Genomic DNA, 15,609 nt, shown 5'->3' with positions numbered 1-15,609 from the left:
CTTGGGTTGACCGTAAGTTTAGCCGGCGTTTGCGGCATGCAAACGACAAGGCGCCCGGGCTGCACAGGCAGCCCGGGCGCCAGTGGGGCCGATTTATAGCACTTCCGCCGCGTGGTCTGCCAGCCGCGAGCGCTCACCACGCTGCAGCGTGATATGGCCTGCATGCCCCCAGCCCTTGAAGCGGTCCACCACATAGGTCAGACCGGACGAGCCTTCGGTGAGGTAAGGGGTGTCGATCTGCGCGATATTGCCCAGGCAGACCACCTTGGTGCCCGGTCCCGCGCGGGTGATCAGGGTCTTCATCTGCTTGGGCGTCAGGTTCTGTGCTTCGTCAATGATCAGGAATTTGTTGAGGAAGGTGCGGCCGCGCATGAAGTTGAGCGACTTGACCTTGATACGCGAGCGGATCAGGTCACGCGTGGCGGCACGGCCCCATTCGCCCGACTCCCCATCGGTCTGGTTCAGCACATCGAGGTTGTCCTCCAACGCCCCCATCCAGGGCATCATCTTCTCCTCCTCGGTGCCGGGCAGAAAACCGATGTCCTCGCCAACCGGAACCGTGACCCGGGTCATGATGATCTCGGTATAGCGCTTCTCCTCCAGCGTCATCATCAGCGCCGAAGCCAGGGTCAACAGCGTCTTGCCGGTACCGGCCTGGCCGAGCAGGGTGACAAAATCGATATCCGGGTTCATCAAGAGATTGATCGCAAAGTTCTGCTCCCGGTTACGCGCGGTAATGCCCCAGATCGCATTCTTGGGATGGCTGTAGTCCTTGATCGACTCCAGCACGGCGGTCTTGCCCTCGACATGCTTGACCATGGCCAAGAAGGGCTTTTCGGCCTCCTGCCAGACCATCTGGTTGAGCATGAGGCTGGCGCAGTCGTTGCCCTTGAGCTGGTAGTAGGCACGGCCGCCTTCCTGCCAGCTCTTCATATCCTTGCCATTCTTTTCCCAAAAGCTCTGCTCGATCTCGCGTACGCCGGTATAGAGCAGGTCGGTGTCTTCCAGCACCTGGTCGTTGAAGTAGTCCTCCGCAGCCAGCCCCAAGGCACGCGCCTTGATGCGCATATTGATGTCCTTGGACACCAACACCACCTCGCGCTTGGCGTACTGTTGGGCCAGCTCCATCACCACCGTCAGTATCTGGTTGTCCGCCTTGCCGACGGGCAGATCGGCCGGCAGGGCCACGCTGGTGGCCTGTGTCTGCAGGAACAATAGGCCGGTGGCCATACCCTTGGACGGTTCCTTCAGCGGTACGCCATCGACAATATGTGCCTCCTTGCCACTGACGATATCGTCCAGAAACCGGCTTGCCTGGCGAGCGTTGCGGGCAACTTCACTCATCCCCTTCTTATGCCCGTCGAGTTCTTCCAGTGTCACCATGGGCAGGCAGATGTCATGTTCCTCGAAGCGGAACAGACTGGTTGGATCGTGCATCAGCACGTTGGTATCCAGCACAAAGAGCTTGGTGTTTTTGGCTTTACGAGCAGCGGCCATGGTTTCCTCGGGCTAGGTGATAGGTCGGAGCAGGCCCCGACATCGTCCGGGCCGGCAACAGCAGCCGGCCCCTCAATGCAAAACGCCCGTCACAGGGACGGGCGTTTTGCTTATTTCATCGTTTCCACGAAAGCTAGCACTTCACTGACATGGCCCGGCACCTTCACGCCGCGCCACTCCTTCACAACCTGACCTTGGGCATCCACCACAAAGGTACTGCGCTCCACACCGCGCACCTGCTTGCCATACATATTCTTCATCTTCATCACCCCGAAGGCCTCGCACAGTGCCTCTTCCGGGTCCGACACCAGCTCGAATGGCATCTCCAGCTTGGCCTTAAAGCCCTCATGCGATTTGATGCTGTCACGGCTAACACCAAACACCTGTACACCTGCAGCCAGGAACGCCGCATGCTGATCGCGGAAGTCACCACTCTCGGTAGTGCAACCAGGCGTGTTGTCCTTGGGATAGAAGAAGAGTACGTAAGGCTTGCCGGCGAGCGCGGCGGTATCGAAAGTCTGGTTGCCGGTCATCGGCAGGCTGAGGGCGGGTACTGCGGTCATTACGTCCTCCGGTTTGATCGGATTGTGGTCAAAAAGCGCGGGGCATACAAGCATTGCGGCACTGCCTGGAGCACTCGCCTTTCGCCACCGCGCCGAAGTATTTGTTTTGATTGCGCTAGCCTCGCATGACCGTGTTGCGGACATGTTGCCATCCGCTGCCGAACGGTCGTTTTTGAAGCATGGATCAAGCTATTTGAGTTCCTGCAGCAGCTCCTTCACCCGTGCCGCACGCATGGCCGGGTCGGGCAGGGCACTTTCCACCCTGAGCCGGTCCGGACCGGCCAGTTTGTAGTTGCGCTTTTGCTGGATCAGTTTCATGACCTTCATCGGGTCTATCTCATTCTGCGCAGCAAATTGCACCGAGATCGCCAGCTCCGAGGCATCGAGCTTGAGCACGCCCATGGGCTTGGCAATCAGTCGCAGCCGGTGGCAATCGAGCAGGATCTTGGCCGGCGGTGGCAATAGGCCAAAGCGGTCGATCAGCTCCTGTTGCATGTCGTCGAGCTCGTCATTGGTCTCGCAATTGGCAAGGCGCTTGTACAGCACCAAGCGCTCATGCACGTCCGGGCAGTAGTCATCCGGCAGCAGGGCTGGGCTGTGCAGGTTGATCTCGGTCGCCACCCCGAGCGGTGCGTTCAGGTCAGGCTCCACGCCCTTCTTCAGTGCCTTGACCGCTTCATTGAGCATGGCCGAGTAGAGCGAGAAGCCGATCTCCTGCATCTCGCCCGACTGATCGTCGCCCAGCACCTCGCCCGCACCACGGATCTCCAGATCGTGCATGGCGAGGTAGAAGCCCGAGCCTAGCTCTTCCATCTGCTGGATGGCCTCCAGCCGCTTGCTGGCGGCAGGGGTGAGGCTCTTCAAATCCGGCACCAGCAGATAGGCGTAGGCCTGGTGGTGGGAACGGCCGACACGGCCGCGCATCTGGTGCAGCTGCGCCAGGCCGAATTTGTCGGCCCGGTTCATGATGATGGTGTTGGCGTTGGGGATGTCGATCCCGGTCTCGATGATGGTGGTGCACAGGAGCAGGTTAAAGCGCTGCTGGTTGAAGTCACGCATCACCTGTTCCAGGTCGCGCTCACGCATCTGCCCGTGCGCCACGCCTATACGGGCCTCGGGTAGGAGGGCGGTCAGTTTCTCCTGCATATTGGCGATGGTATCGACCTCGTTATGCAGGAAGAACACCTGGCCGCCGCGCTTGAGTTCGCGCAACACCGCCTCGCGTATCACCCCGTCGCTCCAGTTGGCCACGAAGGTCTTGATCGCCAGCCGTCGGCTGGGGGCGGTGGCAATGACCGAGAAATCGCGCAGGCCTTCGAGCGACATGGCCAGGGTACGAGGGATGGGCGTGGCGGTGAGCGTCAGCACATCCACCTCGCTACGCAGCGCCTTGAGCTGTTCCTTGTGCCGGACGCCGAAGCGGTGCTCCTCATCGATGATCACCAAGCCCAGGTTCTTGAACTTGACCCCGTCCTGCACCAGCTTGTGGGTGCCGATCACGATATCGATCCCGCCGCTTTCCATGCCGGCCACCGCCGTGTCGATCTCCTTCTTGGAGCGGAAGCGGCTCAACTCGGCCACGCGCACCGGAAGATCGGCAAAGCGGTCAGAGAAATTCTGGTAGTGCTGCTCGGCCAAGAGTGTGGTCGGCACCAACACAGCCACCTGCTTGCCATCTGCCACCGCCACGTAGGCGGCGCGCAGGGCCACCTCGGTCTTGCCAAAGCCCACGTCGCCACAGATCAGCCGGTCCATGGGCTTGCCACTGGTCATATCGGCGATCACCGCTTCAATGGCCCCTGCCTGGTCGGCGGTTTCCTCAAAGCCGAAACCCGCGGCAAAGGCCTCGTAGTCGTGGACCTTGAAGCCAAAAGCATAGCCCTCGCGCGCCGCGCGGCGGGCATAGAGGTTGAGCAGCTCGGCGGCCGTATCGCGTACCTGTTCGGCCGCCTTGCGCTTGGCCTTCTCCCAACTGCCGGAGCCGAGCTTGTGCAGTGGTGCGCTGTCCTCTGCGCCGCCCGCGTAGCGGCTGATCACGTGCAACTGCGCCACCGGCACGTAGAGCTTGTCGCCGCCCGCATACTCCAGCAGCAACATCTCGGTGGCGCCTTCACCCAGGTCCATGCTCACCAGACCGTTGTACCGGCCGATGCCATGCTGCTCGTGCACAACCGGGTCACCGACCTTGAGTTCGCTCAGATCACGCAGCATGCCCTCGGCATTGCTGCGCTTTTGCGCCTTGCGCCGGCTCAGGGAGCTGCTCTGGCCATAAAGATCGGCCTCGGTGATCAGGGCAATCCCGCCAGCAACAAAGCCGGTCGCCAGCGGCGAGACCGCCAGCAGGCAGTGCTCGTCACGCTCCAGGCACTCCTGCCAATGCTCGGCCAGGCTGGGCTTGAGGCCATATTCGGCAAAGTATTGCGACAGCGTCTCGCGCCGGCCCAGCGATTCGGCCAATAGCACTACCTTGCCATCGAAGCCGGCCACGAAGTCGGCCAGCTTCTGGATCGGATTATCGGCACGGCGGTCGACGCGTAGCTCAGGCAAGCCCTGGCTAGCCTCGCGCCATGCAGTGTCGCGCGCATCTTCAACTGCCGGCCCCTCCGCCTGCAGCTCCAGCCGGCGGTAGGGTTTCATCAGCGCGAAAAAGCGATCCGTGGTCAGGAACAGCTCCTGCGGCGGCAGCAGCGGCTTGTCCTTGTCGCCTGCCAGCATCTTGTAGCGGCTTTGGGTATCGGCCCAGAAGCGATCACAGGACTGCATCAGGTCACCGTGCTGCACCAAGAGCGCATCCGGCCCGATATAGTCGAACAGGGTTGCGGTCTGGTCGAAGAACAAGGGCAGGTAGTACTCCACCCCCGGCGGGATCAGCCCGTTGGAGATGTCCTTGTAGACACGCGACTTGCTCGGATCACCCTCGAACACCTCGCGGAAGCGGGAGCGGAACTTGGCTCGACCGCCATCATCCAGCGGGAATTCGCGGGCAGGCAGCAGGCGTATCTCGGGTACCGGGTAGATACTGCGTTGGGTATCGACATCAAAGGTGCGGATGGTTTCGATGTCGTCGTCGAACAGGTCCAACCGGTAGGGCAGCGTGGAGCCCATGGGGAACAGGTCGATCAAGCCACCGCGGATGGAGAATTCGCCCGGCCCGTATACTTGAGTCACATGGCTGTAACCGGCAAAGGTCAGGTCAGCGCGTAGCTTCTCCACGTCCAACCGTGTCTTGGCCTTGAGGAAGAAGCTGTAGGCCGTCAGGTACTCCACCGGCGGCAGCGGCATCAGCGCGGTCTGTACCGGCACGATCAGCACATCGGCCTGTTGCTGGCGTATCTGCCAAAGTGTGGCAAGCCGTTCCGAGATCAGGTCATGGTGAGGAGAAAAGCTGTCATAGGGCAAGGTTTCCCAGTCGGGCAGCAGCACCACCGTCTTGCCCGGGGCAAACCAGGCAATCTCATCCTGCAGGCGGCTGGCCGCCTGGGCGTCTGAAGTGAGTATGAGCAAGGGGCGCGCCGCATTGCTCAGCTCGGCCAGCAGGCTCGCATCAGCCGAGCCGGGCGGGATTGCCAAGCGCAAACGTTGACCAGCGGGTGGCAGGGCAGGGGACGGCAACAGCGAAGGCATCGTGGACAAACCGAGCGGGACGGACAAGGCGGACGATTATACGCCGCGATCAAGAACTGCCGCCCTCGGCAAGCAAACAAATCCTGCTCATCCACCACTCACCGCGGCCTCAAGCCAGGTAGTGAAATCCGCCGCCGGCATGGCTCGTGCGTAGTGCCAACCCTGGGCCTCCGGGCAGCCCATGGTTTGCAGGCAAGCCACCTGCTCGGCGGTCTCCACTCCCTCGGCGATGGTCTGAAAGCCCAGGCTCGCAGCCAGGCCGACGATGGCATGCGATATCGCCATATCCCCGGCATCATGTGGCAGGCCGCGCACAAAACTCTGGTCGATCTTGAGCCGGTCTATGGGCAACCGCTTGAGGTAAGCCAGCGAAGAGTAACCGGTACCGAAGTCATCGATGGCCAGTTGCACGCCCAGCGCCTTGAGCGCCCTCAGCCGCATGGTCACGGCGTCGATGTGCTGCATCACCACGCTCTCGGTCACCTCCAGCTCAAGACAAGCCGGGTCGAGCCCGCTGGCAGTCAGGGCCTTTTCCACCAAGCGCGGCCAATTCTGCCGCTGGAACTGCAGTGCCGAGACATTGACCGCCACCCGGAGCGGCCGGCCGTGCCGCCGTATCCAGCCCGCTGCCTGGCGGCAGGCCTCGAACAAGATCCATTCGCCTATCGGCAAAATCAGCCCCGACTCCTCCGCCACCGGCACGAACTTGGCCGGCGAGATCGCCCCCAGGGTAGGGTGCTGCCAACGCAGCAGGGTTTCCATGCCGATCGGGTAACCGTCCGCCAACCTGACCTGAGGCTGGAAGGCCAACCAGAGTTCGCCGTTATCGATGGCGCGACGCAGGTCCTGCTCCAGCTCGAACGGGGCACTGACCTCATGTGAGAGGTCGGGGGTATAGAGGCGGACTGTGTCCAGGCCCTCACGCTTGCAACGCTGCATGGCAGCCGTCGCATGCGCCAGCACCGTCACCGCATCCTCGCCATGCTCAGGGAAGCAGACCACACCGATACTGGGTCGTATCACCAGGGTGTCCGCATCCAGCGCGAACAGCGCGTTGAAGCAGCCGGCTAGGCGACGTGCTTGCAACATCACCTCTTCAAGCGTGTGCAGACCACCTACGGCAACGGCAAATTCGTCTCCGCCCAGCCGCCCCAACAAGGCATCCGGCAGCTCGAGTGCACGCAGCCGCTCACCGATCTCGCGCAACACCCGGTCGCCTTTCTCGCGCCCATAGACCTGGTTGATGACCCGCAGTCGGTTGAGATTGAGTACCGCCACCAGCGCCCGCCGCTTGCTTTGCCGGATCTGCTGCAAGTGCTCGGCCAAACGGGCGCGGAATACCTCGGCATTGAGCACACCGGTCAGCGGGTCGACCGAGGTCAGCTCGCGGATGCGTTGCTCCGCCGCCACCCGCTCACTCAAGTCGCTGAATACCGCGAAGTAGCATTCCACGGCGCCCTGTTCGTCATACACCGCCGAGATGGCAAGCCACTCCGGGTATACCTCGCCATTGCGGCGGCGATTCCATATCTCGCCCCGCCAGTGGCCTTGCTGCTGCAGGCGCTGCCACATCTCGGCAAAGAACTCGGCCGATGCCCGCCCGGAGCGCAGCAGCCTGGGGGTCTGCCCCAGCAATTCCTGTTCACCCCACCCACTGATCTCACAGAAGCGCGGATTCACCGCCAGGATCACACCCTGGCTGTCTGTCACCATCACCCCGTCATTGGCCCGCTCGATCAGGCGATCCATCAGTTGCAGGCGGCGCAGGCGCTGCACATGCCCCAAGCCGAAGGAAAGTGCATCTGCCAGCCGAACCAGCAGCTCCACCAACTCGGCGTCGAAGAAATCCAGGCTGCGGCTAGCCACCGACAGGGCACCCGCTACGCGTCCCTCGCGGTAGAGCGGAAAGGCGGCAAACGAGCGGATCTGGTTGGCCGCATAGAGGGCATACCACATCTCGAAACCCGGCTCGCTGCTGATGTCGTTGCAGATGCAGGGCGCGCGCGCCTGGATGGCGCGCAAGGACACCGAGGCCGAGCGGTCGCTGGCGGGATCGAGCGACAGCAACTGCCCATAGATGCTGGCAGCCGCGCCAGCCGCATAGACCCCGCGCAGATGTTGACCGTCCGGTTCAATCAAGGTCACTGCAGCGACGCAAATGCCCGGGTTGGTCACAATCGTGTCGCATACGGATGCAAACAGGGGCTGGGTCTGCTCGGCACGCATGACGGCGTCCGACACCCTGGAGAGTGCCTGGTAGAAGCCACTCAAGGCCTCGATACGCCGACGAGAAGCCTCGTTGGCCCGCTCGCCGCGCCCCAGCAGCCAATAGAGCGTCCCACCGGTCAGCAGCACGAATATACCGCCCTTGAGCGTCTGCAGTCGGTTGAGCCAGGCCGGCGAGCTGGTCAGCAGCGCCAGCAACCTGTCCGAAAGCGCAATCCAGAGCGCAGCCAGGGCGATGTAGGTCAAACTGAGCGTAAGACGTTTGGACATTGAGCGAAGTGGCAATACATCCGTAGTAGGAGTCTGGTCGTGCCAATAGGGTTGACCGCGCAAGCGGCGCCCCAGCCCCAGCATAGACCCTCACCGGGAAAAGAGCGGCTGGCGCGAACCGGGTTTTCCCTTACAATCGAACGCAGACATACGCCCGAATCAGGCGCGGCCAGCTTCCCGCCGTGACCCAACCTAAAAGAGAGCGATGGAGAAGACCCCACCGATATGGCCGGCCCCGGCGCTGGGCTTGGCAGTCGCCGCTGCCATACTGTCCGCCAAGACCCTGCCGGCTTGGCTGGCCCTGATCCTGGCCATACTGCTCGGCGCACTGGTCATGCACTTTTACCGGCCCGCCGCAGCTCAGCGGCAGGCCAGCGAGTTCGACTGGCAGTTGGCCGACTTTGTCGACCAATCGCTGATCGGCCTTTTCTCACTCAGGATCGACCGGATCAGCTATTGCAACCCGGCACTGGCCGAACTGCTCGGTAGGCCCGAAGCTGAGTTGTTGTCCCAACCCTTTGGCACCTTTGTTTACCCGGAAGACCTGCCGCTGGTCGAAAATCTCCTCAACGGTAGCCCAGACCAGGAAGGCGAGACCTCGCGTTACAGCTTTCGCATCATTCGCGGCGACGGCACCATCCGCCAGTGCGAAGTCGAGAGCCATACCGTCGCACAAGGCAGGGAGAGCTATGTCACTGGCCTTTTGCTCGATGTGACCGATTGGGTGGTCGCCCAGCAGGAACTGGCGCTCTACGGTCGGGTGTTCGAGGCGAGCAGCGAAGGTATTGTGGTAACCGACGCCCAGGGCCTGATCGTGGCCGTGAACCCGGCGCTGGAATCCCTCTCCGGCTATAGCCGCGAAGAACTACTGGGCCAGCCGGCCCTGGCGTTGGAACACCGCCTTTCCGGCGAGCGCCTGGAGAAAGTGCTGGCCATCGCCAGCAGCGAAGGCCGTTGGCAGGGCGAATTCGAGGCGCTGCGCAAGGATGGTGTCGTCTATCCGACCATGTTGTCCATCAACGCTGTTCTGGATGCCAGCGGTACGCCCAGCCATTATGTTTCCATCCTCAGCGACCTCAGCATCGCCAAGGCGGCGGAACGCAAGCTGGCGGAGTCGGAGCGGAAATTCCGCGCCTTTGTCGAACTGTCGCTGGTGGGCCTCTATGTGGTGCAGGATGGCAAGCTGGTCTACGCCAACCCGGAACTGGCGCGCGTGCTGGGCTATCAGAACCCGGACGAGCTGATCGGCCTGCCGGTAGAAGCCGTCACCGCCCCCGAAGACCTGGCCCTCCTGCGCGAGAACCATCGCCGCCGCCTGGCTGGTGAACTTGATAGCGTACGCTATACCTACCGCGCCATGCGCCGTGACGGTAGCTATCTGTGGACTGAGGCTCACGGCCGCTTGTTCGAATACCAGGGCCGCCCGGCCGTGATCGGCATTGCATTGGATGTAAGCCAGCGCGTAGAAGCGGAGCTGCAGTCGCGTTTGGCTGCGAGGGTGTTCGAGTCGGCCAGCGAGGGCATCCTGATTACCGATGCCGACAGCCGCATCGTCGCGGTCAACCCGGCCTTTACCCGCATCACCGGTTATTCGGCCCAGCAGGCTATCGGCAAGATCTCGCGCATGCTGATGCGCCAAGATGCACGGGCCGAGTTCAACCACGAGATGCTCGACCACCTGGCCCGCGACGGCCATTGGCAGGGCGAGATGCGTGACCGCCGCCTCAATGGCGAGTGGTACCCGGTCTGGATGTCCATCTCGGCCGTGCGGGATGACTCCGACCGTATCAGCAGCTATGTGGGTGTGTTTACCGACTACACCAGTCGCAAGGAAGCCGAGAACCGGCTGCACTACCTGGCAAACCATGACGGCCTGACCGGCCTGCTCAACCGCAGCGGGCTGATGAGCCAATTGGAGCACGAGATCAACCGGGCCAAGGCCCGCCGCCAGTCGCTGGCCGTGCTGTTCCTGGACCTGGACCGTTTCAAGGCCATTAACGACACCCTAGGTCATGGCATAGGCGACCGTCTCCTGGTCGCCGCTACCGAGCGGCTGCGTAACCAGGTCAAGGAAACCGACCTGGTAGGCCGGCTGGGCGGGGACGAGTTCACCATCGTGCTGGAGAACCTCAACGCGCCGGAGATCGCTGCCGATGTCGCCAGCCGCATTGTCGGCGCCATGTCGCAGCACTTTGTCATCGACGGCCACGAGATGTTCGTGACCGCCAGCGTGGGCGTAGCCGTCTACCCAGGTGACGGTCAGGATGCCACCAGCCTGCTCAAGAATGCTGACGTGGCAATGTACCGGGCCAAGGAACGGGGCAAGAACACCTACCAGTTCTTTGCCAAGGAAATGAACGCCCAGGCCTTTGAGCACCTGCTGCTGGAGAACAGCTTGCGGCATGCTCTGGAGCGGCAGGAGTTCGAGCTGCACTACCAGCCTCAGGTCGCCACCGCCACCGGTAGCGTGGTAGGCGTCGAGGCCCTGATACGCTGGCGCCACCCTGAGCTTGGCCTGGTACCCCCGGCCCAGTTCATCAGCATGGCAGAGCAAAATGGCCTGATCGTCCCCATAGGTGCCTGGGTGCTGCGTGAGGCTTGCCGGCAGGGTAGGGTATGGCTGGATGCCGGTCACGCCCTGGCGCATGTGGCGGTCAATCTGTCCGCTCGCCAGTTTGCTGACGACAAGCTGCTGGAGACCATACGCAACGCGCTGGCCGAGAGCCGGTTGCCGGCCAATATGCTGGAGCTAGAGATCACCGAGAGCACCATCATGCAAAAGCCGCAGGAGGCGGTGACGGTGCTGCATCAGCTGCGCGAGATGGGGGTGGCGCTGTCCATCGACGACTTTGGGACCGGTTACTCTTCGCTGGTCAGCCTCAAACAATACCCGCTCGATAATCTCAAGATCGACCGTGGCTTTGTCAGCGGCATTCCACACGACGCCGACGACCAGGCCATTACCGAGGCCATCGTGGCCATTGCCCGCAAAATGCGCCTGAAGGTGGTTGCGGAGGGAGTGGAGACCATAGAACAATTCGACTTCCTGCGCGCCGCCGGCTGCGACATCGTCCAAGGCTATCTGCTGGGCCGCCCCATGCCCGCTGGCGACCTGGAGTCCATGCTGGCTGCCGACGATGTCTTTCAGGCAGCGCCGGTGCGCAAGGTTATTGCAGTGAAGAGGAATCAAGCCTGATGGGTTCACATGGTTTATTTTTTGCCAACACACAAAGCAATCGCTTGATAGATATGTCTGAGAGCAAGCCACCGCTGCATTTCTCGCATGCCAATAGCTTCCCTGCCGGTAGCTATCGGCAGTTCCTGCAGCACTTCGAGGCCGACTTCGACGTGGGCTATATCGATGCGCTCGGCCACGACCCCCGCTTTCCAGTCACCGATTGCTGGCCCAACCTGGTCGAGGAAAGCCTGCAATACATAGAGCGGCGCTATGCGGGACCGGTGATCGCGGTTGGTCATTCGCTCGGTGGCTTTCTCTCGCTCTTGTCGGCCCTGCAGCGGCCGGAGCTATTTCGTGCCGTGATCCTGCTCGATTCGCCCGTGTTTGGCCGTCCGGTCTCTACCGCGCTATGGCTAGGCAAGCGGTTCGGTTTTATCGATCGCCTTACGCCTGGCCGTGGCACCCTGACCCGGCGCAAAACCTGGCCCAGCAAAGAAGCCGCCTATCAGCACTTCCAGGGCCGCGGCATGTTTGCCGACTTTGACCCGGCCTGCCTGCGCGACTACGTCGAGGCCGGCACCGTCACGACCGAGGCGGGGGTACAGCTGCGCTTTGAACCCGAGGTGGAGCACCTGATCTATTGCGGCCTGCCGCACAACCTGCCGAGTTATCGTGGCCAGCTGCAAGTACCGGCCGGCTTTATTGGCGGCAGCAAATCAAGCTATGTGCGGCGTAGCGACCTGAGCCATATGCGTCGATACTTCGGCATACAGCTGCGCAAGGTCGAAGGTGGGCATCTGTTCCCGTTTGAACAGCCAGCCATGGCGGCAGATGAGGTCAAGCAGATGATCGCGCGCCTGCTGAACCGCTGATCGCGAACCAGCCTGGGCATCCTGCCCAGGCTTTCTTGCCCCACCATTAGTGACTAGTCACCATTTGAAGTAAAATGGGCTGCCCTGTAGCGAGCAGCTCCATGTCCAAAGTACCACCTAAGCCACTGCCCACAGCCGACGCCCCCCGCAAGCGAGGCCGCCCAAGCCTGGGCAGGGAGGCCATGACGGCAGCAGAACGCAAACGACGCAGCCGCAGCCTGCAGCGCCAGGCCGGTTTTCTGGCCGCAGGGCAGACGGGGCTCAAGCGCATCCCGCGCTCCTTCGCCTGTGATCTGGACGAATTGGCAATCGCCAAATTGCGCAGGGTCGCCAAAGAACGCAAGGCGACCCTGTATGAAGTACTGGAACAACTGATCAACGATCACCTGTAGCGGAGGTGCGCTGCCTCAAGCGCTCAAGCCTGCCCGAGCTCACTCGCGTACATATAGCCACGGGACCAATGCAGCTCCTCGGCCGGCCTCGACGCCTTGGTGCACAGTACCTGGTAGATAGAGATCCAGTCATGCCGGAAGGCGTGGGCGCAGCCGGCCAGATAGATGCGCCAGATGCGGAACTTCTCCTCGCCTACCTCTTTGCGTATCCAATCGCTGTTGCGCTCAAAGTTGTCTGACCAGATGGATAACGTACGGGCGTAGTGGCGACGCAAACCCTCCACATCCAAGGCCTCCAGCCCGCCTTGCTGCATGGTTTGCAGCACCAGGCCGATATGCGGCAGCTCACCGCCGGGGAATACGTACTTCTCGATGAAATCACTGGCACCGAACGGCGTCTCGCCACTCTCGGCATCGGTCGAGGTGATCCCGTGGTTCAACGCCAGGCCATCCTCGGCCAGCAGGTCGCGAATACGGCCAAAATAGGCAGCCAATTGCCGCAGGCCCACGTGCTCGAACATACCCACACTGGTAATCCGGTCGAACTGGCCGTCTATATCGCGATAGTCCTGCAGCCGTATTTCCACCCGGTCCTCCAGGCCCGCCGCCTTGACCCGCTCGCGGGCCAGTGCGTACTGATTCTCCGACAGCGTGATCCCTACGCAACGGGCGCCAAACCGGCTTGCGGCACGCAGCACCAAGCCACCCCAGCCGCAACCGATATCCAGCAGCGTCTGGCCCGGCGCCAAGCGGATCTTGGTCAGGATATGGTCGATCTTCTTGATCTGAGCCGTCGCCAAGTCCTCCCGGCCGGTCTCGAAATAGGCGCAGGAATACACCATGTTCGGATCAAGCCAGGCTGCATAAAAGTCGTTGGAAACGTCGTAGTGGTACTGGATGGCCTGCCTATCGGACCGGCGGCTATGGCGAAAGTAGCTGGTCAGGCGTGCCAGCCGGCTGGCCACGCCACCCTGTGCAAGGCCATAGGCCAGCTCAACCACATCCTCCAGCCGCCCCTCGACGTCGATAAGGGTGCGGATATAGGCTTCGCTCAGGCTGTCCAGGTCGGGCTCCAAGAGATAGTTGAAGGCCGAGGGACCGGTTACATGCAAGGTGACGTCCGGCGCGTTGAACTCGCCAAAGTCAAAATAGCGCCCATCCCACAGCGACAACCTGGCCGCTACTGGCGTACGACGCCTGACATCCATCACCCACTGTTCGAGATTCTTTTCCCAAGCCATCGCGCCCCCTCTCTTAGTCTGAATTTCCCTCATCTGCGTATTAGGCAATCGCCCCCTCAATTGCCAGCTGCCGGAGGCCTCGCCGTTTAGGTTGCCCAAATATCGATTAGGTTCCAGACCAATCCAGACCGGGGCAGGCTAGTGAAATAGCGCCGCGGCCCCGATTGCAGCGGCCGATCACCCCAGTCCAATGCTCGAAGGCCTTGGACCAAGCCCCGCCCGTCGCGATATAGTCGCCCCATTGTTTCAACGCTAAGCGAATAAAGGAAAAGCCGTGCCGCAAGTTTCCATAGGCTCCGCCATTACTGTCGATAACCGCGCTCCGTTCACGCTGTTCGGCGGCGTCAACGTACTGGAATCCCGCGACCTGGCGCTGCGCTCCGCCGAGGAATATGTCCGCGTCACCCAGAAGCTGGGCATCCCCTACGTCTTCAAGGGCAGCTACGACAAGGCCAACCGCTCGTCCATCCACTCCTACCGGGGTCCTGGGCTGGAAGAAGGCCTGCGCATCCTGGAGGCGGTCAAGACCACCTTCGGCGTACCAGTGATCACCGACGTACACGAACCCCACCAGGCCGCTCCGGTGGCCGAAGTGGTCGATGTGCTGCAACTGCCGGCCTTTCTGGCCCGCCAGACCGACCTGGTGGTCGCGCTCGCCAAGACCGGCCGCGTCATCAATATCAAGAAGCCGCAATTCCTGAGCCCGAGCCAGATGAAGAACATCGTCGAGAAGTTCATCGAGGCCGGCAACGACAAGCTGATCCTGTGCGACCGCGGCACCTGCTTTGGCTACGACAACCTGGTTGTCGACATGCTGGGCTTTGGGGTCATGAAGAAGACCACCAACGACCTGCCCATCATCTTTGACGTCACCCATTCGCTGCAGCAGCGCGAATCGGGTGCCGCCGCCTCGGGCGGCCGCCGTGCGCAGGTAGCCGAACTGGCCCGCTCCGGCATGGCGCTGGGCCTTGCCGGCCTGTTCCTGGAGGCCCACCCGGACCCGGCCCAGGCCAAGTGTGACGGCCCAAGTGCCTTACCGCTGCATCTGCTGGAACCCTTCCTGAGCGAGGTCAAGGCCATCGACGATCTGGTCAAGTCCTTCCCACCGCTCAATATTCCCGCCTGATCGACCCAAGACCCACTCCCTCGGGCTGGCGAGCCGCTCGCCAGCCCGGGTATAGTTGTCGCACAACTATTCCAAGCTTTAGGGAGGCCCCATGCGCTACTTGCTGGGAGGTATCGTCGTCATTCTCATTGCTGCTGGAGCGCGTTACTACGCCGCCCAGGCCGCCGTAGAAAAAATCACAGCCTCCACGGTCAACATGACCGCGAAGCTGCAAGAGCAAACTACCGCCAACATGGCCAAGCTTGCGCAGCAGCAAGCCGAAAACTCCGCACGTAACGAAAAGCAACGGCGTATCGATTCGGTCATTGGTTGCGCACGTAACGCCGACAAGGACAAATGCCATTGCTACGATGGCAAGGGTCAGCAAGTGCCTGATGTTCCCACCAAGGTCTGCCTCAAGGTCGTGGAAGGCGGCCTGAACTGGCTCGCGACGATCGACGCCAGCCAATAGCCCGAGCCAATCCGGCCTTAGCCATATACCCGTAGCCGGCCGGCTCGCAGCAATTTCCCGCTAAACCGCTAGCGATTTTGGTATCCTCCCGCCCCCCTCGCGCCGAGGGCGTCCAGCAATCCAAAGTCTTTAGGGGAAGTCCATGGCCTTTGCCGCCATCATCATCGTT

10 protein-coding genes are annotated in these 15,609 nt (G+C 61.9%); 5 read left to right on the top strand and 5 right to left on the bottom strand.

Annotated features, from left to right (window positions below; translation table 11 throughout):
* Positions 1-93 precede the first annotated feature (93 nt).
* The 4 genes from VIM95_RS16560 to VIM95_RS16545 form a co-directional block, all read right to left on the bottom strand.
* Positions 94-1,497, bottom strand: a complete 1,404-nt coding sequence (locus VIM95_RS16560; protein ID WP_331987923.1) for a PhoH family protein — start codon at positions 1,495-1,497, stop codon at positions 94-96.
* A 110-nt stretch (positions 1,498-1,607) separates the two neighbouring features.
* Positions 1,608-2,060: a peroxiredoxin gene (locus VIM95_RS16555; protein WP_331987921.1), complete on the bottom strand. Its 453-nt coding sequence runs from the start codon at positions 2,058-2,060 to the stop codon at positions 1,608-1,610.
* A 189-nt stretch (positions 2,061-2,249) separates the two neighbouring features.
* Positions 2,250-5,684 (bottom strand): transcription-repair coupling factor, encoded by a 3,435-nt coding sequence (gene mfd / locus VIM95_RS16550; protein WP_331987918.1) that lies wholly within the window; start codon positions 5,682-5,684, stop codon positions 2,250-2,252.
* An 87-nt stretch (positions 5,685-5,771) separates the two neighbouring features.
* Positions 5,772-8,180, bottom strand: a complete 2,409-nt coding sequence (locus tag VIM95_RS16545; RefSeq protein WP_331987915.1) for a putative bifunctional diguanylate cyclase/phosphodiesterase — start codon at positions 8,178-8,180, stop codon at positions 5,772-5,774.
* Between the two features lie 205 nt (positions 8,181-8,385).
* Here VIM95_RS16545 and VIM95_RS16540 point away from each other — a divergent pair, with 205 nt between their 5' ends.
* From VIM95_RS16540 to VIM95_RS16530, 3 genes are all read left to right on the top strand, one after another.
* On the top strand, positions 8,386-11,376 hold the full coding sequence (locus VIM95_RS16540) for a PAS domain S-box protein (RefSeq protein WP_331987913.1): 2,991 nt from the start codon (positions 8,386-8,388) through the stop codon (positions 11,374-11,376).
* Between the two features lie 53 nt (positions 11,377-11,429).
* The gene (locus VIM95_RS16535; RefSeq protein WP_331987909.1) at positions 11,430-12,230 is read left to right on the top strand and encodes an alpha/beta hydrolase; all 801 of its coding nucleotides are present in this window, start codon (positions 11,430-11,432) and stop codon (positions 12,228-12,230) included.
* Positions 12,231-12,412: 182 nt separating this feature from the next.
* On the top strand, positions 12,413-12,622 hold the full coding sequence (locus VIM95_RS16530; protein WP_331987906.1) for a hypothetical protein: 210 nt from the start codon (positions 12,413-12,415) through the stop codon (positions 12,620-12,622).
* Between the two features lie 23 nt (positions 12,623-12,645).
* On the opposite strand, the gene VIM95_RS16525 is transcribed toward VIM95_RS16530, so the two are convergent.
* Entirely contained in the window at positions 12,646-13,863 is a 1,218-nt protein-coding gene (locus tag VIM95_RS16525; protein ID WP_331987904.1) for a cyclopropane-fatty-acyl-phospholipid synthase family protein, read from the bottom strand.
* A 289-nt stretch (positions 13,864-14,152) separates the two neighbouring features.
* Between VIM95_RS16525 and kdsA the strand changes: the two genes are divergently transcribed.
* Entirely contained in the window at positions 14,153-14,989 is an 837-nt protein-coding gene (gene kdsA, locus VIM95_RS16520) for a 3-deoxy-8-phosphooctulonate synthase (RefSeq protein ID WP_414648536.1), read from the top strand.
* Between the two features lie 91 nt (positions 14,990-15,080).
* Positions 15,081-15,440: a hypothetical protein gene (locus tag VIM95_RS16515; RefSeq protein ID WP_331987898.1), complete on the top strand. Its 360-nt coding sequence runs from the start codon at positions 15,081-15,083 to the stop codon at positions 15,438-15,440.
* Positions 15,441-15,609: the final 169 nt, after the last annotated feature.

Origin of the sequence: Chitinimonas sp. (assembly GCF_036568685.1) — a bacterium.
In the GTDB taxonomy this organism is placed as follows: Bacteria; Pseudomonadota; Gammaproteobacteria; order Burkholderiales; family Chitinimonadaceae; genus Chitinimonas.
Note: the sequence above shows the minus strand (reverse complement) of the source record. Positions and strands in the feature narration are given on the sequence as shown.